Here is a 19270-nt window from a genome sequence, read left to right on the forward strand (position 1 = left end):
CGCGATAGCTTCACCCCCGCCCTGCCCTCCGCCCCGCCCCAGCTCCTGTCCGGCCAAGGAGAGTGCGTCATCAACGCGTCCAGCAGTCCCCCCGCCGTAGAACTGCACGGCATCACCAAGCGGTTCCCCGGCGTCGTGGCCAACCACGACATCGGCATCACCATCGGCAAGGGCACCGTCCACGCCCTCGTCGGTGAGAACGGTGCCGGCAAGTCGACCCTGATGAAGATCCTGTACGGCATGCAGAAGCCGGACGAGGGAACCATCACCGTCGACGGCACGCAGGTCACCTTCAACAGCCCGGCCGACGCCATCGCGCGCGGCATCGGCATGGTGCACCAGCACTTCATGCTCGCCGACAACCTCACCGTCCTGGAGAACGTCGTCCTCGGCGGCGAGAAGCTGTACGGCATCGGCCAGGGGGCGCGGCGGAAGATCAACGAGATCTCCGACGCCTACGGCCTCGGGGTGCGCCCCGACGCCCTCGTCGAAGAACTCGGCGTCGCCGACCGCCAGCGCGTGGAGATCCTCAAGGTCCTCTACCGCGGCGCCCGCATCCTCATCCTCGACGAGCCCACCGCGGTCCTCGTCCCGCAGGAGGTCGACGCGCTCTTCGACAACCTGCGCGAGCTCAAGGCCGAGGGCCTCACCGTCATCTTCATCTCGCACAAGCTGGGCGAGGTGCTGTCCGTCGCCGACGACATCACCGTCATCCGCCGCGGTACGACCGTGGGCACGGCCGACCCCGCGAACACCAGCACCAAGCAGCTCGCCGAACTGATGGTCGGCAGTGAGCTCCCCTCGCCCGAGACCCGCGAGTCCACCGTCACCGACGTACCGGTGCTCCAGGTCGCGGACCTGCGGCTCACGGCCACCGACCCCGACGGTGTCGTACGCGAGGTGCTCGCGGACATCGGCTTCACCATCCACCGCGGCGAGGTCCTGGGCATAGCGGGCGTCGAGGGCAACGGCCAGACCGAGCTGATCGAGACGCTGATGGGTCTGCGCGACCCCGACGGCGGCGTGATCACCCTCGACACCGCGGACATCTCGCACGCGCCCACCCGTAAGCGCCGCGAGGGCGGCATCGGCTACATCCCCGAGGACCGGCACCGGCACGGACTGCTGCTGGAAGCGCCGCTGTGGGAGAACCGCATCCTCGGCCATGTGACCGAACGCCCCAACAGCCGGGGCGGACTCCTCGACCCCAAGGCGGCGCGCGCCGACACCAAGCGCATCGTCGTCGAGTACGACGTCCGCACCCCCGGCATCGACGTCACGGCCTCCTCCCTCTCCGGCGGCAACCAGCAGAAGCTGATCGTCGGCCGCGAGATGAGCCACAGCCCGAAGCTGCTGATCGCCGCCCACCCGACGCGCGGCGTCGACGTCGGCGCGCAGGCCCAGATCTGGGACCAGATCAAGGCCGCCCGCCGTGACGGGCTCGCGGTGCTGCTGATCTCCGCCGACCTCGACGAGCTGATCGGGCTCTCCGACACCCTGCGCGTGATGTACCGCGGCAGGCTCGTCGCCGACGCGGACCCCGCGACCATCACCCCGGAGGAGCTGGGCACCGCCATGACCGGCGCCGCCACCGGCCATCTAGAGGCAGCCCCGGAGGACGAGGCCCGATGAAGAAGTTCGACAAGGACCGGCTGATCCTGGGCCTGGCCGGCCCGGTGCTCGCGCTGGTCGTCGCCATCGCCCTCACCACGGTGGTGCTGCTCGCCTCGGGCACCAACCCGTGGGAGCCGTACCGCATCATGTTCGAGTCGGCGAGCTACGTCGACGTACAGGTCCTGATCATCAACCAGGCCGGTACGTACTACCTCGCCGCGCTCGCGGTCGCCGTCGGCTTCCGGATGAACCTCTTCAACATCGGGGTCGACGGCCAGTACCGGCTCGCCGCGATGATGGCGGCGCTCGTCGGTGCCAGCGTGAACCTGCCGGGACCGCTCCAGATCGCGCTCATCGTCATAACGGCGATGCTCGTCGGCGCCTTCTGGTCGGGTATCGCGGGCATCCTCAAGACCACGCGCGGGGTGAGCGAGGTCGTCTCCACGATCATGCTCAACTCGATCGCGACCAGCCTCGTCGCCTGGCTGATCCTGCCGAAGAACTTCGGTGAGCAGCCCCCCGGCTCCAACAACCTGACGACCGGTGAGATCCCGGAGTCCGGCTGGTTCCCCGGACTGTCCATGGGCGCCGAGGCCGGCGAGATCTACGGCTTCACCTTCGTCGCCGCGCTCTGCGGTGTCATCTACTGGTTCGTCCTCGGCCGCACCCGCTTCGGCTTCGACCTGCGCGCCACCGGCGCCAGCGAGAGCGCCGCACAGGCCTCCGGCGTCGACGCCAAGAAGATGATCCTCACGTCGATGCTGATCTCCGGCGCGATCGCCGGTCTGGTCGGCATGCCGACGCTGCTGGGCGACACCCACACCTACAGCCTCGACTTCCCCACCGGGATCGGCTTCACCGGCATCACGATCGCGCTGCTCGGCCGCAACCACCCGCTCGGCATCGCGTTCAGCGCGCTGCTGATCGCGTTCCTCGACAAGTCGTCCGCCTCTCTCGACCAGTTCGGGTACGAGAAGGAGATCGCGACGATCATGCAGGGCCTGATCGTGATATCTGTCGTGGTCAGCTATGAACTGGTCCGCCGTTACGGGCTCCGCCGCCAGCAGCAGAAGGTCGGCGAGGAGCTCGCGGCGGGCGGCGCGATCCGGACCGAGGCCGACTCCGGACCTGGCACCGGGCCGGGCTCCGACTCCGATTCCCTTTCCAAGAGCGACAAGAACGACAAGGGGGCTGCCCTGTGAGTACCAGCACCGTTACCGCAGCGAGTGCGGCTCCCAAGAAGGGCGGCGGGCGGCGCAAGCTGACCCTGCCCGTCATCCTGCTGATCATCGCCGGCGGACTGGCGCTGATCTCCCTGGTCCGGCTGATCAGCGGCGCCGAGGACATCACCTCCGTAGGGCAGGTGGCCGGCGCGCTCGAACTCGCCGTACCCATCGGCCTCGCCGGACTCGGCGGCCTGTGGGCCGAGCGCGCGGGCGTCATCAACATCGGGCTCGAAGGAATGATGGTCCTCGGCACCTGGTTCGGTGCCTGGGCCGGCTTCCAGTGGGGCCCCTGGGTCGGTGTCCTGTTCGGCATACTCGGCGGGGCGCTCGGCGGTCTGCTGCACGCGATCGTCACCGTCACCTTCGGCGTGAACCACATCGTCTCCGGTGTGGCCATCAACATCCTCGCCGTCGGCGTGACCCGCTACCTCTCCAACTTCACCTTCGCCCACGAAGAGGGCGGCTCCTCGAAGCAGTCGCCACGCATCGACTCGATCACCGAGATCACCATTCCAGGACTCGCCGACGGGCTGGCGGATCTCCAACAGAAACACTGGTTCCTGATCTCCGACATCGCCGGAGTGCTCGGCGGTCTGGTGACGGGCCTGTCCCTGCTGACGATCGTCGCCCTGCTGCTGATCCCCGCCACCTGGTGGATCCTGTGGCGTACGTCCTTCGGACTGCGTCTGCGCTCCTGCGGTGAGAACCCGATCGCCGCCGAGACGCTCGGCGTCAACGTCTACAAGTACAAGTACATCGCCGTCACCGTCTCCGGCGGACTCGCGGGACTCGGCGGCGCGTTCCTCGCCATCGTCGCCACCGGCATCTACCAGGAGAACCAGACCGGCGGCCGCGGCTACATCGGTCTCGCCGCGATGATCTTCGGCAACTGGATGCCGGGCGGCATGGCGCTGGGCGCCGGACTGTTCGGCTTCACCGACAGCCTCAAGCTGCGCGGCGGCGCCGAGAACGTGCACGCCATGCTCCTGCTGCTGGCTGTGCTCGTCTGGCTCGTGGTGCTGTGGCGGCTCTACAAGAAGAGCCCGAAGCCCGCGCTGGGCGCACTCGTCGTCTCGGCGCTGCTGCTGCTCGCCTACGACAAGGGCGGCGACCCGACGAGCTGGTTCCACGAGTCGTACGTCACGAGCACGGTGCTCGTCCTCGCGCTCCTGCTCTGGGCCGCTGTCGCGGCCCTGCTGCTCAAGGACAAGCAGTGGCCCACCGTGCTGTCCGCCGCCGTCGCCGCCGGTCTGTTCACCTGGTACGCCCTGACGGACCAGGTCCCGAGCCAGTTCGTCGACGCCGCACCGTACGTGACGACCCTGCTCGTCCTCGCCCTGTCCGCACAACGGCTACGGATGCCCAAGGCCAACGGCATGGCGTATCGCAGAGGCCAGGGCACATGACCGGCGCCGACGCCGCCACCGGCGGCGTGGACTGGGAGGCCCTGCGCGCGGCGGCCCGGGACGCCATGTCCCGTGCCTACGCGCCGTATTCGGGCTACCCGGTCGGCGCCGCCGCCTTGGCGGACGACGGCAGGACGGTCACCGGCTGCAACGTCGAGAACGCCTCGTACGGCCTCGGCCTGTGCGCCGAGTGCGGGCTCGTCTCCGCGTTCCACGCGACGGGCGGCGGCCGGCTCACGCACTTCACCTGCGTGGACGGCACGGGCGCGCTCCTGGTGCCGTGCGGCCGGTGCCGCCAGCTGCTGTACGAGTTCGGCGGCCCCGGCCTGCTGCTGGACACCCCGGAGGGGGTCCTCCCGCTCTCCGAGATGCTGCCCCAGGCCTTCGGCCCGCAGCACCTCTCCTAGGGCAAGAACCTCCCAGAACCGAAGGAACACCATGGACGTCATCTCCGTCATCCGTACCAAGCGGGACCGCGGTGAGCTGAGCCCCGAGCAGATCGACTGGGTCATCGACGCCTACACGCGCGGTGACGTCGCCGACGAGCAGATGTCGGCCCTCGCCATGGCGATCCTGCTCAACGGCATGAACCGCACGGAGATCGCCCGCTGGACCGCCGCCATGATCGCCTCCGGCGAGCGCATGGACTTCTCGTCGCTCTCCCGCCCCACCGCCGACAAGCACTCCACGGGCGGCGTCGGCGACAAGATCACGCTGCCGCTCGCACCGCTGGTCGCCGCCTGCGGCGCGGCCGTCCCGCAGCTCAGCGGACGCGGCCTCGGCCACACCGGCGGCACCCTCGACAAGCTGGAGTCCATCCCCGGCTGGCGCGCCCGGATCTCCAACGCGGAGATGCTGGCCGTACTGGACTCCGCCGGCGCCGTGATCTGCGCCGCCGGTGACGGGCTGGCCCCGGCCGACAAGAAGCTGTACGCGCTCCGCGACGTCACCGGCACCGTCGAGGCGATCCCGCTCATCGCCTCCTCGATCATGTCCAAGAAGATCGCCGAGGGCACCGGCTCACTGGTCCTGGACGTCAAGGTCGGCTCCGGCGCCTTCATGAAGACCGTCGAGGACGCGCGCGAGCTGGCCTCGACGATGGTCGGCCTCGGCACCGACCACGGCGTACGCACCGTGGCGCTGCTCACCGACATGGCCACCCCGCTCGGGCGCACCGCGGGCAACGCCCTGGAGGTACGCGAGTCGGTCGAGGTCCTCGCGGGCGGCGGACCGGCCGACGTCGTCGAGCTGACGCTCGCCCTGGCCCGCGAGATGCTGGACGCCGCCGGTCTGCCGGACACCGACCCGGCCAAGGCGCTGGCCGACGGTTCGGCCATGGACGTCTGGCGCCGCATGATCGCGGCCCAGGGCGGCGACCCGGACGCGGCGCTCCCGGTGGCGCGCGAGCGCCAGGTGGTCACCGCGCCGTCCTCCGGGGTGCTGACCCGGCTCGACGCGTACGGCATCGGCGTCGCCGCCTGGCGCCTGGGCGCGGGCCGCGCCCGCAAGGAGGACGTGGTGCAGGCGGGCGCCGGCGTGGAACTGCACGCCAAGCCGGGGGACACCGTGACGGCGGGGCAGCCGCTGCTCACACTGCACACCGACACCCCCGAGAAGTTCGACTACGCGCTCGAATCGCTGACCTCGGCGTACGACATCGCCCCGGCCGGGACCACGTTCACCGCTGCCCCGATCGTCCTTGACCGGATCGCCTGACGGGCTCGCCCGCCGGACGGCACTCGCACACCGTGTCCGGCGCACCGCGATGAGTTCCGGCACCCGCGCCGGTCTCAATGGATGTGGAAGCCACCAAGACGATCCTCCTCGCACTGCGCGGACCGATCACCGCGGCCGATGTCCCTCAGCTCTGCGACCAGCTCGCCGCACGGCTGAGGGACGGCGACGCCACCGACGCGGTCTGCGACGTCGGCGCGCTCGGCAGGCCGACCGCCGTCACCGTGAACGCCCTGGCCAGACTGCAACTCGTCGCCCGCGGGCGCGGGTGCCGGATCCGGCTGAGCGGCGCGGGGCCCGAGCTCCTGCTGCTGCTGGAACTCGTCGGCCTGACGGACGTCCTCCCGGCCGACGGGCCCGGCGGCGGGTCGGTCGAAACAGGTCCCCACCCCCCGCCGGTCAGACGGGCGTGAGGCTCTGCTCGGCCCAGATCGTCTTGCCGGTGTACGTCTGACGGGTGCCCCAGCCCTGCGTGAGCTGCGCGACCAGGAGCAGTCCACGGCCGCCCTCGTCGGAGACCCGGGCGCGGCGCAGATGGGGGGCCGTGCTGCTGCCGTCGGCGACCTCGATGATCAGGTTGCGGTCGCGGATCAGCCGCAGGCGGATGGGTGCGTCGCCGTAACGGATCGCGTTGGTGACCAGCTCGCTGACCACCAGCTCGGTGATGAACACCGCGTCGTCCAGGCCCCAGTCGCCCAGCTGCCGGCAGGCGTCCTTGCGGACCTTGGCGACGGCCGCGGCCTCGTGCGGCACGTCCCAGGTGGCGACATGGGCCGCGTCCATGGCGCGGGTACGGGCCATCAGCAGCGCCACGTCGTCGGCCGGGCGGTCCGGGTCGGGGAGAAGCGTCCGGAGCACGGTGTCGCACCTCTCCTCCAGGGACTCGGCGGGGCGCGCCAGCACCTCGCGCAGCGTGTTGGCACCTTCCTCGGGGTCACGGTCGCGGGCCTCGACGAGTCCGTTGGTGTAGAGCGTGAGGACGCTGTCCACGGGCAGCTCCAGCTGGGTGGTCTCGAAGGGCAGGCCGCCGAGTCCCAGGGGCGGGCCCGCGGGTACGTCGAGGAACTCCACGGCGCCGTCCGGGGTCAGCAGGGCGGGTACCGGGTGCCCGGCACGGGCCAGGGTGCAGCGCCGGGTGACCGGGTCGTAGACCACGTACAGCATGGTCGCGCCGATGTCGCCGGAGGGGACGTCCGCGCTGTCGGCCTCGGCGGAGAGACGGATGACGAGGTCGTCCAGATGCGTCAGCAGCTCGTCGGGCGGGAGATCGACGTCGGCGAGGGTACGGACCGCGGTGCGCAGCCGTCCCATGGCGGCGGAGGCCTGGATACCGTGGCCGACCACGTCGCCGACGACCAGGGCGACGCGGGCGCCGGAGAGCGGGATCACGTCGAACCAGTCTCCGCCGACGCCCGCCCGCGCGCTGGCGGGCAGATAGCGGGTGGCGATCTCGACCGCGGCCTGCCGGGGCGGCCGTCCCGGCAGGAAACTGCTCTGGAGGGTGAGGGAGGTGCGGCGCTCGCGGCCGTAGCGGCGGGCGTTGTCGATGCAGACCGCGGCCCGCGCGGTGATCTCCTCGGCCAGCAGCAGATCGTCCTGTTCGAACGGCTCCGGGCGCCGGTGGCGGGAGAAGGTGACGGCGCCGAGGGTGATGCCCCGGGCACGCATCGGCACGGCCAGCACCGAATGGAAGCCGTACTTGCGCACCCGCTCGGCCCGTTCCGGCGCGTTCTTCTCCCATGCGGCCAGCGTGGCCGGTGTCACTTCCCGGATCAGCGGCCGGCCCGTGGACAGGCACTCGGCGGCGGGCGAGCCCTTCGGGTAGACGGCCACCGCCCCCTGACCGACCACCGCCTCGGGGCAGCCGTCCAGAACGGACCGGCAGGCGACCCGGCGCAGCCTGACGGGGCTGCTCAGCGGACCGGCGCGGAGATCCTCGCCGTCTTCGATGGAGGGGAGCAGGTCGACGGTGACGAAGTCGGCGAGCCGCGGGACGGAGACATCGGCCAGCTCCTGCGCGCTGACGGTGAGATCCAGGGTGGTGCCGATGCGGACGCTTGCCTCGTTGAGCAGCGCCAGTCGGCTCCGGGCCCGGTGTTCCTCGGTCATGTCCTGGCCGGAGACGAGTACGCCGCGCACCTCGCCGCCGGGGTCCCGCACCGGCGCGAGGGAGATCGTCCAGGTGCTCTTGCCGCGGTGACCTGCCAGCTGAAGGACGGCCTGCACCTGGTCCGGTTCGCCGGTCTCCAGCACCCGGCGCATGTGCCGCTCCGTCCGCACGGCCTGCGGGTCGGCCACGATCTCCGAGACACGCAGGCCCCGCATCGCCTCCTCGGACAGACCGATCGCACGCTCCATGTCCGAGTTGGCGAGCCGCAGCCGCAGGTTGGCGTCGTACAGCGCGGCCGTGGTCGGGGACCCGGCGAACGCCCACTTCACCAGCTCGTCGTCCTTCGAGGGCGACGACTCGGGGGTGATGGCGGAGAACAGGAACCACCCGCCCTCGGCGGTCTCGCTGTCGGCGTCGTCGCTGTCCCGGGTCCGGCGGTGGGCCAGCAGCCGCACCGTGAGGCTGTGACCGTCCTTGTGGAGGAGCTTCACCGACCCGTCCCACCTGCGCAGCGCCGCGGCGAACCGCAGCGACTCGGCGGACGGCCCCTCGGCGAGCAACTCGCGCGCCGGTCGCCCGACCATCTCCTCGGAGGCATGACCGAGCAGCCGCCGAGCGCCTTCGTTCCACCCTGTGACAGTGCCGCGCGGGTCCACCGTGACTCTGGCCGTGCCCGCTGCCGCGGCGGCGTCCTCCGGCCACGGCACCCGGTTCTCACTGGCGGTTTCGGTTGGCGTCATCGTGCCCTTCCCGCCGACACCCCGATACCTCCACCATGGGCCGGGCCCCGCCCAGGAGCAAACGCAGCCCCGGGCCGATCCCCGAAGATCCGCCGGACAGGCCCTAGGCCGGGCTCCCGTCCTTCTCCAGGCGCGCCGGGAGATCGAACAACGGGAACCACCGCTCGGTGTCCAGGAACGACGTGATGCCTCTGACCTTGCCTTCCTCGATCTCGATGACCATGAGCGCCCACGGCGTGAACCCGTCGCCGTCCGGGGCCGGGTGGTAGTGCGCGAACGCGGGCGTGCCGTTGGCGACCGTCGGCAGCAGCCGGGAACCGCGGCAGACCTCGCCGACACCGAGCATCCAGCCCACGATGTCGTCGTGTCCGCGCAGCCACAGGTCGTACGGGGGCATGGAGAGCGTCGCGTCCTCATGGAGGAGCGCGGTCAGCGCCTTCATGTCGTAGCCCTCGAACGCGGCCACATACCGCTCCAGGAGCGCCTTCTGCTCCTCGTCGAGCGGGTCCGAGGCATCGGTAGAGGCCGGTTCCGACTCGGCGATCGTCGCGCGGGCCCGCTGGAGCGCGCTGTTGACCGAGGCGACCGTCGTCTCCAGCAGCTCGGCGACCTCGCTGGCCTTCCACGCCAGCACCTCGCGCAGGATCAGCACGGCACGCTGCTTCGGCGGCAGATGCTGGAGCGCGGCGACGAAGGCGAGCCGGATCGTCTCCCGCTCCACCGCCGTCTCCGCGGGGTCGACCACCAACGTCAGGACCCGGCCGTCGGGGACCGGCTCCAGCCAGGTGACCTCCGGTCGTGAGTTCAGCTTCGCCTGGGACACCGGGGTCGCCTCATTAAGATCCATGGGCCTGGCACGCTTATTGCCCGCGTTGAGCATGTCGAGGCACACGTTCGTCGCGATGCGGTAGAGCCACGAGCGCAGCGACGACCGGCCCTCGAACTTGTCGAAGCTCCGCCAGGCGCGGACCATCGTGTCCTGCACGGCGTCCTCGGCCTCGAAGGCGGAGCCGAGCATCCGGTAGCAGTAGCCCGTCAGCTCCGTCCGGTGCTTCTCCAGACGCGAGTCGAGATCCTGCGTCGTAGCCGTATCACTCATCGATGGTCACCCCAGTAGCCCCCTTCGAACCCAGTCCTTCGGAAGCTACCGCAGCCCACTGACAATCGGCGCGCCACGGTGAAAACTGCCTGGTCCGCCAAGGGGTGTGTCGCGCGGGCCCGCCCCGTTCGGGGGTACCCGGGACCGGTTCTAGCGCCCGGCCGCCGCCAGGGCCCGCCGCTCCACGCGGGCGGCGTGCGTCCCGAACAGCGTCACCGAGACCACCCCGAGCACCGCGAGCAGTCCGAGCGCCACCGTCGCGCCCCAGCCGCCCGTGTGGAACGCCACGGCGCCCAGCGTGCCGCCCACGCTGCTGCCCACGTAGTACGCGCTCTGGTAGAGCGCCGAAGCCTGCGCGCGGCCCGTCTTCGCCGTACGGCTCACCGCCGACGAGGCGACCGCGTGGCCCGCGAAGAAGCCCGCCGTGATCAGGACCAGACCGAGCAGTACGGCGGCGAGCGAGTCGGTCAGCGACAGCAGCAGACCCGCCGCCGTCGTCCCGACCGCCAGGTACAGCGCGCCGCGCCGCCCCAGCCGCGCCACCAGCTTCCCGGCCGCCGCCGAGGAGACCGTACCGACCAGATAGACCAGGAAGATCGAACCGATCACGCCCTGCGGGAGGTTGAACGGCGCCTCCACGAGCCGGAAACCGATCGCCGTGTAGACCGCGCCGAACACCGTCATGAAGAGCGCGCCGATCGCGTACAGCCTGCGCAGCAGCGGATCGGCCAGATGACGGCCCACCGTCCTCGCCAGCGCGCGCGGGTTGAGCGTTCCGGGCGTGAAGTGGCGTGCCTTGGGGAGCAGTACGCGGAAGGCCACCGCGCACACCAGGGCGATGAGCCCGATCGCCGCGAGACCGGCACGCCAGCCCCACAGCTGGCTGACCCAGCCGGCCACGATACGGCCGCTCATCCCGCCGATGCTGTTGCCCGCGACGAACAGCCCGATCGCCCCGACCAGCGCCTTGGGCCGTACCTCCTCCGCGAGATACGCCATCGCGGAGGCGGGCAGCCCGGCCAGCGCCGCGCCCTGGACCGCGCGCAGCGCGATCAGCCACTCCAGATTCGGCGCGAGGGGCACGAGCAGCCCCACGGCCACCGCGACCGTCAGCGAGACGGTCATCAGCGTGCGCCGCCCGAAGCGCTCGGACAGGGCGCTGAGCGGCAGGACGAACAGCGCGAGCGCGCCCGTGGCCGCCGACACCGTCCAACTTGCCTGCCCTGCCGTCGCGCCGAAGTCCGCGGAGATCGCGGGCAGCAGCGCCTGCGTGGAGTAGAGCAGCGCGAACGCCGCGACCCCGGCGGCGAAGAGACCGAGGCTCATACGCCGGTAGCCGGGTCGGCCGGGGGACAGGGATTCGGCGGGCGGAGACGCTACGGACGCGGAGGCGAGGGCACCCGTGGTGACGGGCGCCTCTGTACTGACGTAGGGCATACGACGAACGTACGGACACCGATCTCATGCGTCCAATGCATGGAATCGTCATAATCGTTCCCATGGTGCATCAACGCAGGCCCAGGCCCCGGCTGTCATCAAGCAGTTACGCACAAGACATCACCCCGTCGATCCCGGCCGCCGCCACGCCGCCGACCGCGCCACCCACCGCCGGCCTCGACCCCGAGTCCTGGTCCGCGCTGCTGGCGCCCCGGCTCGCCCAGTTCGCGGGCGTCGCGCGCCACGAACACGTCACCCGCGCCGCGCAGGACATGAACGTCCCGCAGTCCACGCTCTCGCGCGCGATGGTCCGGCTCGAACAGGACCTGGGTGTCGCCCTGTTCGCCCGCAAGGGCCGCACCGTCTCGCTCACCCCCGCCGGCCGCGCCTTCCTCACCTCCGTGGAAGGCGCGCTCGCCGAGGTGGAGAGAGCGGCCGAGGCCGTACGGGCCGACGCCGACCCCGCGTCCGGCAAGGTCGCCTTCGGCTTCCTGCACACGATGGGCTCCGAGACCGTCCCCGAACTGATCCGCGCCTTCCGCGCCGACCATCCGCGCATCCGCTTCCAACTCGTCCAGAACTACGGGGAGGCGATGCTCGAACGCCTCCGCGCGGGTGAGCTGGACCTCTGCCTCACCTCCCCGGTCCCCGAGGCCCCCGACCTGGTCGCCCGCCGCCTGGACGAACAGCGGCTGCGTCTCGTGGTCCCCGACGACCACCGGCTGGCCGGCCGCAGACGCATCCGGCTCGCCGAGGCGTCCGACGAGACGTTCGTGACCCTCGAACCGGGCTACGGGCTGCGCCGGATCACCGACGACCTCTGCGAGGCCGCCGGATTCCGGCCGCGTATCGCCTTCGAGGGCGAGGAGGCCGAGACGCTGCGCGGCCTGGTCGCGGCGGGCCTCGGCGTCGCGCTGCTGCCGCCCCCGGCGGTGGCCCGCCCCGGCGTCGTGGAACTGACGGTCACCGCGCCCCGCGCCGTGCGCGAGGTCGGCGTCGCCTGGCTCGACGGGCACCCCGACACCCCGCCGGTGGCGGCCTTCAAACGCTTCCTGCTCTCCCGCAGGGGCCATCTGCTGCCCGACTGAACCCAGTTGGCATTCCTACGGCCGCAACGACCGCCCGAAGCCCGCCGCGAGCGGCATCCGCAGGCCCAGCGGTGGCGGCGCGGCCAGCGCGTCGGCCACGGGCCGGGAGTACGTACGCGACAGCAGCGCCCCCAGGACGAAGTCCTTGGCCAGCGCCAGGACTTCACTGTGATGCTGGCGCAGCGCGTGCCCGTCCGAGTGGACCTCGAAGCGGCAGGTGTGCCGGTTGGCCTTCCGGGCGCGCTCCGCGAGCCGGAGGGACAACGCGGGGTCGCTGCGCTCGTCGTTGGTGCCGTGCACGATCAGCACCTGTCTGCCCGCGAGCTGGGTCACCGGCTCCGGCTCCACGCCCGCCGCCTCGTCCGGCAGCCAGGGCGCCATCGCCAGCACCGAGCTGACGGCCGGGTGCCCGGCGGCCCGCAGGGCGGCGCGTCCGCCCATGCCGTGCCCGGCCAGACAGACCGGCACGTCGCCGTAGCGCCGTACGACCTCCTCGGTCGCCCACGCCGCGTCCGCCGAGAGCTGCGCGTCGGCGCCGTTCCAGCCCCGCGAGCGGTAGCGGACCAGGTGCACCAGCAGCCCCTCGGCGGCGCCCGCGCGCGCCAGCGTCCGCGCCAGCGGCAGCATCGACGCGTAGGCGACGGTGGAGGGCCCGCGGGCGGAGACCGGCTCGCCCGGCGGCAGTACGAGAACGACCCCTCCCACCTCCGGCGGCGAGGCCGGCGCGGAGACCGCCCGCCCCAGCCGTGCCTGTGACTCCGTACGACGTCCGCGCACCCCAGCGCCACGCCCCGGCGCGCGCCCGCCAGGGCCGGGAACTGCCTGCTGTCCCATAGCAGAACAGTCTCAGAAGGTGAGGTGTACGCCACCCGTACGCACGGTCACTGTTACGTATCGGCGAGAGGCGATCTACGCGCGTAGGCTATAAGGTGCGCAGATGACGAGCCAGACCTACCGACCTCCTACGGCCGACCAGATCCGCCGCGCCCCCAAGGTGCTCCTCCACGACCATCTCGACGGCGGCCTGCGCCCCGGCACGATCGTCGAACTCGCCCGTGAGACGGGCTACGAGGGCCTTCCCGAGACCGAGCCCGGCAAGCTCGGCCTCTGGTTCCGCGAGTCGGCCGACTCCGGCTCGCTGGAGCGGTATCTGGAGACCTTCGCGCACACCTGCGCCGTCATGCAGACCCGCGACGCGCTGTTCCGGGTCGCCGCCGAGTGCGCCGAGGACCTGGCGCTGGACGGTGTCGTCTACGCGGAGGTGCGGTACGCCCCCGAGCAGCACCTGGAGGCCGGCCTCAGCCTCGAAGAGGTCGTGGAGGCCGTCAACGAGGGCTTCAAGGAAGGCGAGCGCCGGGCCCGCCAGGCGGGCCGCCGGATCCGCGTCGGCGCCCTGCTGACCGCGATGCGGCACGCCGCCCGCGCTCTGGAGATCGCCGAACTCGCCAACCGCTACCGGGACTCGGGCGTCGTCGGCTTCGACATCGCCGGCGCAGAGGCGGGCTTCCCGCCCACCCGCCACCTCGACGCGTTCGAGTTCCTGAAGCGCGAGAACAACCACTTCACCATCCACGCGGGCGAGGCGTTCGGCCTCCCGTCGATCTGGCAGGCCCTCCAGTGGTGCGGCGCCGACCGGCTCGGCCACGGCGTGCGCATCATCGACGACATCGAGGTCGCCGACGACGGCTCGGTGACACTGGGCCGCCTCGCCTCCTACGTACGCGACAAGCGCATCCCGCTGGAACTCTGCCCGAGCTCCAACCTCCAGACGGGCGCCGCCGCTTCGATCGCGGAACACCCCATCGGTCTGCTGCGCAAACTGCATTTCAGGGCGACCGTGAACACGGACAACCGGCTCATGAGCGGTACGAGCATGAGCCGTGAATTCGAGCTGCTGACCGAGGCGTTTGACTACACGCTCGACGACATGCAGTGGTTCTCGGTCAATGCGATGAAATCAGCATTCATTCCTTTCGATGAACGACTGGCCATGATCAACGACGTGATCAAGCCCGGATACGCCGAGTTGAAATCCGAATGGCTGTTCACGCAGACCGCTACGACCAGCGAGTCTCTGGGCTGAGTAGGACGATCACAGTTCCAGGGAAGCGGGCCGGGACACACCCTCCGGCTCGCTTCCGGGTGTTTGCGGGCGATGTGCGGCGATGGCTAACTTGCAGGGCCGCTCGTATTCCCCATTCCCCAAGGGACGTAATTCCTCATGAAGCAGACCGCTGCCAAGACTCTCGGCGTCGCCGCTCTCGGTGCCGCCTTCGCCGCCACCGCCGCCGGTAGCGCGTCCGCCGCCCCGGCCGCTCCCGACGCCGGCGGCGCTCTCGACAGCGTCACCAAGAACCTGCCGACGGAAGTCCTGACCAAGGGACTCCCCAACGGGACCTCCGAGGGCCTGACCGCCGCGCAGGACTCGCTCGGCAGCGGCGTCGGCACGGTCCGCCAGGTCACCCCCACGGCCGTGTCCGCCGTCACGGCCGCCAACCCCCTCACGGGCCTGCTGGGCGGCCTCCCGGTGGGCACGCTGCCGGTGGGCTAGCCCCCCCCGGCCTGCCCGCAATCGACGGGCGGGCGCGGTGTTCTGCCCTCAAGCGCCGGGCGGGCCATGTGCTGTGCCCGCAATCGCCGGGCGGGCTCATTGAGCCCGCCCGGTGGTCGAGCCCCCTACCAAGCCGTGTCCGCCGCGCGCTTCTCGCTCGGCAGGAACACCCACAGCGCGAGGTAGAGCAGGAACTGCGGGCCGGGCAGCAGGCACGAGACCAGGAAGATCACACGCATCGTGTTCGCGGAGGTGCCGAAGCGCCGTGCCAGCGCCGCGCACACTCCACCGATCATGCGTCCCTGACTCGGGCGGGCAATCGCGGACATGATGGGCTCCTTTGCGAGTCCGTCGAGGGAGCCTCTCTGTGTGCTCCCGATGACTCGATGGTGCCCCGGACCGGTAGGACAAAGCGTCGCTCTACGGGGCGATGCCGACCCTGGTAATCGTCGGGGTCGTCCCCTGAGTCCCCTGAGGAGCCCTCTCCCGCAGGGCGCGCGGGGGCTCGGTGTCCGCCTCACGGGGGGCCGGCGCCGGGGCCGGCTTCCGTCCGCGACCGCGCCGACGCCGCAGCCTCGCCCGGCCCGCCGGGACGAACAGCAGATGCGCGATCCCCACCCCGGCCGTGTTGAGCAGCAGCGAGTCCACGTCGACGACCTGCCCGGGGACCCCGGTCTGGAGCAGTTCGATGCCCAGCGAGATGAACGCCCCGGCGGCCATCGTGCGGGTCAGCGAGGCCAGGGGGGAGACGGTCAGTCTGCCCCCCGCCATGGGGAGGAGAACCCCGAGAGGGGCCAGCAGCAGAAGCCCTTCGCCGATCCGCCGGACGGCCTGGAGCGGCCCGAGCGCGAGATCGGCTCTGATACCCGCGAGCGGCTCGAAGTTCGCCGCGGTCACCCACACCACGTCCAGCGGGCGCAACGTCAGCCACGCGACGAGCAGCAGATGCACGAGGAGGAGGACGACCCCCGCCACGCGGAAATGGAAAGCGGCACTGCCGCCCGGACCTTGGCGCTGCACGAACCCCAAGACGCGGCTTCCGCCGGGAACGGTTCCGGGCAGTTCCAAATGGAGGGCCACGTGAGACGGGGGTCACCCGGAAGGCGGCGGCCGACCCCGTACACCGGCCGCCTCCTGCCCCGCCGGGCCCGCCTCCTCAGGAAGCGGACGGCAGCGGACCCGTCGTCGGCAGGGCCGACTCGGGGCTGCGCTTGGTGTCGTCGTCGCACCGGTACCCGCGCGCGCCGTACGCCCCCGGCCCGCCCAGCACCACCGAACCGTCCGTCGCCGCGCCCTCGATGAGCGTGCACACGATCTGCGCCAGCGCGGCCGTCGGCAGATCCTCCGGCTGGCGGTTCAGCCGCAGCGTGCCCAGCGGATCGCCCGCGCGCGCCCCGGAGACCGTCAGGGGCCCCCGTACGTACGACTCGAAGCCCGCGTCCCGCTCCGTGGGCGACGGCTCCTCCGCCAGCTCGTCCAGGAGCGCCTGTGCCACCTGTACGCGGTCGCCGAGCGCCTTCTCGGCCGGGATGGACGCGGCGCGCTCCACCGGCGTGAGCTCGGACGCGCACACCAGATAGACCCTGACCGCCACCCCCGGCTGCGCCTGGGTGGTCAGATTCCCCTCCGACACCTCGCACGCCACCCGTGAGGGCGCGGCGCCCGCGTTCACCGGCACCGTCGTCGTCCTGATGCCGCAGCCCGTCGCGAGGCCCGCCAGCGCGAGCGCGCCGGCGAGTACGGCGAGAGACCGGCCTGCCGGTGTTCCAGGCCTCACTGCGCCCCGCCTCCCTCTCCCCGTCCGTGCCCGTGCCCGTTGTCGAAGCCTTCCGCGAAACCCTCGGAGGGGTCCTCGGATATCTCGTGCGGCAGCCGCAGGACGAAGACCGCGCCGCCGTCGGGGGCGTTGGCCGCGGTGATGTCGCCTCCGTGGATGTGCGCGTTCTCCATCGCGATGGAGAGACCCAGACCGCTGCCCTCGGACCGCGGCCGTGACGCGCTCGCCTTGTAGAAGCGGTCGAAGACGTGCGGCAGTACGTCCTGCGGAATGCCCGGCCCGTTGTCCCGTACCTCGATGACCAGCTCCTGGCCGACCGTGCGCACGGACACCCGCACCGGCGAACCGCCGTGCTTGAGCGCGTTGCCGATCAGATTCGCCAGGATCACATCGAGCCGACGCGGATCGAGGCGGGCCATCATGCCGCGCTCGGCGTCCAGCTCCACCGCGTCCAGCCAGGCCCGCGCGTCGATACAGGCCGTGACCTGGTCGGCGACGTCGACGTCGTCGAGGACGAGCCGGGCGGTGCCCGCGTCGAAGCGGGTCACCTCCATCAGGTTCTCCACCAGGTCGTTGAGCCTGCGGGTCTCGCTCACGACCAGCGTCACGGCGGGCTTGATCATCGGGTCGAGGGTGTCCGCCTCGTCCTCCAGCACCTCGGTCACCGCCGTCAGCGCCGTCAGCGGGGTGCGCAGCTCGTGCGACATGTCGGCGACGAAGCGGCGGCTCGACTCCTCACGCGCGCTCATGTCGTCGATCTTCTTCTGGAGGGAGGCGGCGGCGTTGTTGAACGTCCTTGACAGATCGGCCAGTTCGTCCGTCCCCGTCACCCGCAGCCGGGTGTCGAGCTTGCCCTCGCCGAGCCGCCGCGCCGCGTCACCGAGCCGCTGCACCGGCTTCAGTACGGTCGTGGCCGCCGCCTGCGCGAGCAGCGCGGACCCGATGAGCGCCAGGCCCGTCGCGATCGCCAGCGACCACGCCAGCGCGTTGAGATCCTCCCGCTCCTGTTCCAGCGAGAGGAAGACATAACCGGTCGGCCCGCCGCCGACGATGCGGGTGCCGCCGACCAGGTACGGCGTCCCGCCGCGCTGCGTGCGCTGCCAGAAGACGTGGTACGGCGAGGAGTTGCCCGACGTGACCTTCTGCCGGTCGTTCACCGCGGTCCGCAGCGACTGGGGCACGTCGTCCAGCGTGAACGAGTCCTGGTCGGAGACCCCGGCCACCGGCTTGTCCTCGGCGCGCTCACCGATCAGCAGCACACTGAACCCGGAGCCGCCGTCGGCCATCTGCCGCGCCGTGTACTCCAGCTCGGGCTGGGTCGGCCGCAGTGGCAACCGGGCGGCCTTGTCCCGCATCTCCTGCTTGAACTCTTTGAGCGCGGCCGTCTGCGTACGGGAGAGCACCGACTCGCGGTTCAGCCAGTACGCGATCCCCGACGCCGAGACGGCGGCGGTCAGCGCGACGGCGCCGAAGACGACGACCAGCCGCAGCCGCAGACTCGTCCAGCGCAGCCCGGCGAGAAACGCCCTCTTGCGCGTACTTTGCCCGGTCGTTCCGTCCGCCGCCTCCCCGTCGGAGCCGTCGGCGCCGTCCGGGCCGCCCGGTCGGTCCGCCCCGTCGGTGAACCTGTCGGCCGTGGGTTCCCCGCCGCTCACGAAGGCGCGTCCAGCCGGTATCCCACGCCTCGTACCGTACGGATCAGCGTCGGCGACGACGGAACGTCCTCGACCTTCGCGCGCAGCCGCTGCACACAGGCGTCGACCAGCCGTGAGTCGCCCAGATAGTCGTGCTCCCACACCAGACGCAGCAACTGCTGCCGGGACAGCGCCTGTCCGGGCCGCCGGCTCAGCTCCAGGAGCAGCCTCAGCTCGGTGGGTGTGAGCTGGAGGTCGTCACCGTTCTTCGTGACGGTCATCGCGGAACGGTCGATGACCAGGCTGCCGAAGGTCGCCGAATCGGTCGACTCCCGTTCCCCGCGCCGCAGTACGGCCCGGATACGGGCGTCGAGCACCCGGCCCTGCACGGGCTTGACCACGTAGTCGTCCGCACCGGATTCCAGTCCGACGACCACATCGATGTCGTCACTGCGTGCGGTCAGCAGAATGATCGGCAACTGGTCGGTCCGCCTGATACGGCGGCAGACCTCGAAACCGTCAATACCGGGCAGCATCACATCCAGAACGATCAGGTCTGGCCGCTGTTCTCGCAGCAGATTCAGGCCGTCCTCTCCCGTCGCCGCAGTGGCCACTCGGTGGCCCTGGCGTGACAACGAGAGTTCGAGGGCCGTGCGGATGGCGTCGTCGTCCTCGATCAGCAACAGGAAAGGCACAGAGGTCATTCTGGCCCATGGGGGGACCACAGTTCGACAGTCGGAGCGCTCCCACAGTTCCACCACATCTCCCGCCATGATCCAGAACCCCTGTGACAGGCCTGTGACAGTCGGCGGACAGGCCCATGAAACTGGCCCGGCAATCTCATTGTCAGAAGG

At 71.1% G+C, this 19270-nt stretch carries 18 protein-coding genes; 9 read left to right on the forward strand and 9 right to left on the reverse strand.

Going from position 1 to position 19270, the window contains the following annotated elements; genetic code table 11:
* Positions 1–45 precede the first annotated feature (45 nt).
* The 6 genes from ACFWHU_RS09605 to ACFWHU_RS09630 all read left to right on the forward strand — a co-directional run bounded on the left by ACFWHU_RS09605 (position 46) and on the right by ACFWHU_RS09630 (position 6393).
* On the forward strand, positions 46–1632 hold the full coding sequence (locus ACFWHU_RS09605) for an ABC transporter ATP-binding protein (protein WP_385791737.1): 1587 nt from the start codon (positions 46–48) through the stop codon (positions 1630–1632).
* Positions 1629–2816 carry an ABC transporter permease gene (locus tag ACFWHU_RS09610; RefSeq protein WP_385791326.1) on the forward strand — a complete coding sequence of 396 codons (1188 nt, stop codon included), beginning with the start codon at positions 1629–1631 and terminating at the stop codon, positions 2814–2816. The genes ACFWHU_RS09605 and ACFWHU_RS09610 overlap by 4 nt, the downstream gene beginning before the upstream one ends.
* On the forward strand, positions 2813–4246 hold the full coding sequence (locus tag ACFWHU_RS09615; protein WP_385791324.1) for an ABC transporter permease: 1434 nt from the start codon (positions 2813–2815) through the stop codon (positions 4244–4246). The genes ACFWHU_RS09610 and ACFWHU_RS09615 overlap by 4 nt, the downstream gene beginning before the upstream one ends.
* Complete coding sequence (locus ACFWHU_RS09620; protein ID WP_385791322.1) at positions 4243–4653, forward strand: cytidine deaminase; 411 nt, start codon at positions 4243–4245, stop codon at positions 4651–4653. The genes ACFWHU_RS09615 and ACFWHU_RS09620 overlap by 4 nt, the downstream gene beginning before the upstream one ends.
* Before the next feature lie 31 nt (positions 4654–4684).
* Positions 4685–5962 carry a thymidine phosphorylase gene (locus ACFWHU_RS09625; RefSeq protein ID WP_385791320.1) on the forward strand — a complete coding sequence of 426 codons (1278 nt, stop codon included), beginning with the start codon at positions 4685–4687 and terminating at the stop codon, positions 5960–5962.
* A gap of 77 nt (positions 5963–6039) precedes the next feature.
* Positions 6040–6393: an STAS domain-containing protein gene (locus tag ACFWHU_RS09630; RefSeq protein WP_387224533.1), complete on the forward strand. Its 354-nt coding sequence runs from the start codon at positions 6040–6042 to the stop codon at positions 6391–6393.
* Here ACFWHU_RS09630 and ACFWHU_RS09635 read toward each other — a convergent pair.
* The 3 genes from ACFWHU_RS09635 to ACFWHU_RS09645 all read right to left on the reverse strand — a co-directional run bounded on the left by ACFWHU_RS09635 (position 6380) and on the right by ACFWHU_RS09645 (position 11366).
* Positions 6380–8830: a SpoIIE family protein phosphatase gene (locus tag ACFWHU_RS09635; RefSeq protein ID WP_387224534.1), complete on the reverse strand. Its 2451-nt coding sequence runs from the start codon at positions 8828–8830 to the stop codon at positions 6380–6382. The genes ACFWHU_RS09630 and ACFWHU_RS09635 overlap by 14 nt on opposite strands.
* Positions 8831–8933: 103 nt before the next feature.
* The gene (locus tag ACFWHU_RS09640) at positions 8934–9929 is read right to left on the reverse strand and encodes a sigma-70 family RNA polymerase sigma factor (RefSeq protein WP_387224535.1); all 996 of its coding nucleotides are present in this window, start codon (positions 9927–9929) and stop codon (positions 8934–8936) included.
* Between the two features lie 150 nt (positions 9930–10079).
* Positions 10080–11366, reverse strand: a complete 1287-nt coding sequence (locus ACFWHU_RS09645; RefSeq protein WP_387224536.1) for an MFS transporter — start codon at positions 11364–11366, stop codon at positions 10080–10082.
* Between the two features lie 62 nt (positions 11367–11428).
* Between ACFWHU_RS09645 and ACFWHU_RS09650 the strand changes: the two genes are divergently transcribed.
* Positions 11429–12454: a LysR family transcriptional regulator gene (locus tag ACFWHU_RS09650; RefSeq protein WP_385791310.1), complete on the forward strand. Its 1026-nt coding sequence runs from the start codon at positions 11429–11431 to the stop codon at positions 12452–12454.
* Between the two features lie 15 nt (positions 12455–12469).
* Here ACFWHU_RS09650 and ACFWHU_RS09655 read toward each other — a convergent pair whose 3' ends face one another.
* A complete protein-coding gene (locus ACFWHU_RS09655; RefSeq protein WP_387224537.1) occupies positions 12470–13288 on the reverse strand; it encodes an alpha/beta hydrolase in 819 nt (272 codons plus the stop codon).
* 103 nt (positions 13289–13391) lie between these two features.
* Here ACFWHU_RS09655 and ACFWHU_RS09660 point away from each other — a divergent pair, with 103 nt between their 5' ends.
* Entirely contained in the window at positions 13392–14537 is a 1146-nt protein-coding gene (locus tag ACFWHU_RS09660; protein WP_385791305.1) for an adenosine deaminase, read from the forward strand.
* Between the two features lie 138 nt (positions 14538–14675).
* Positions 14676–15005, forward strand: a complete 330-nt coding sequence (locus ACFWHU_RS09665; protein ID WP_387224538.1) for an ATP-binding protein — start codon at positions 14676–14678, stop codon at positions 15003–15005.
* 125 nt (positions 15006–15130) lie between these two features.
* On the opposite strand, the gene ACFWHU_RS09670 is transcribed toward ACFWHU_RS09665, so the two are convergent.
* The 5 genes from ACFWHU_RS09670 to afsQ1 form a co-directional block, all read right to left on the reverse strand.
* Positions 15131–15334 carry a PspC domain-containing protein gene (locus ACFWHU_RS09670; RefSeq protein ID WP_385791301.1) on the reverse strand — a complete coding sequence of 68 codons (204 nt, stop codon included), beginning with the start codon at positions 15332–15334 and terminating at the stop codon, positions 15131–15133.
* Positions 15335–15425: 91 nt separating this feature from the next.
* Positions 15426–16025: a VanZ family protein gene (locus ACFWHU_RS09675; RefSeq protein WP_387224539.1), complete on the reverse strand. Its 600-nt coding sequence runs from the start codon at positions 16023–16025 to the stop codon at positions 15426–15428.
* Positions 16026–16161: 136 nt separating this feature from the next.
* Complete coding sequence (locus ACFWHU_RS09680; RefSeq protein ID WP_387224540.1) at positions 16162–16782, reverse strand: hypothetical protein; 621 nt, start codon at positions 16780–16782, stop codon at positions 16162–16164.
* A complete protein-coding gene (locus ACFWHU_RS09685; protein ID WP_385791295.1) occupies positions 16779–18437 on the reverse strand; it encodes an ATP-binding protein in 1659 nt (552 codons plus the stop codon). The genes ACFWHU_RS09680 and ACFWHU_RS09685 overlap by 4 nt, the downstream gene beginning before the upstream one ends.
* Positions 18434–19111 carry a two-component system response regulator AfsQ1 gene (gene afsQ1 / locus ACFWHU_RS09690; protein ID WP_023539102.1) on the reverse strand — a complete coding sequence of 226 codons (678 nt, stop codon included), beginning with the start codon at positions 19109–19111 and terminating at the stop codon, positions 18434–18436. Before afsQ1 ends, ACFWHU_RS09685 begins: the two co-directional genes overlap by 4 nt.
* Positions 19112–19270: the final 159 nt, after the last annotated feature.

The sequence above is a fragment of the Streptomyces sp. NPDC060366 genome, assembly GCF_042725135.1.
GTDB lineage: Bacteria > Actinomycetota > Actinomycetes > Streptomycetales > Streptomycetaceae > Streptomyces.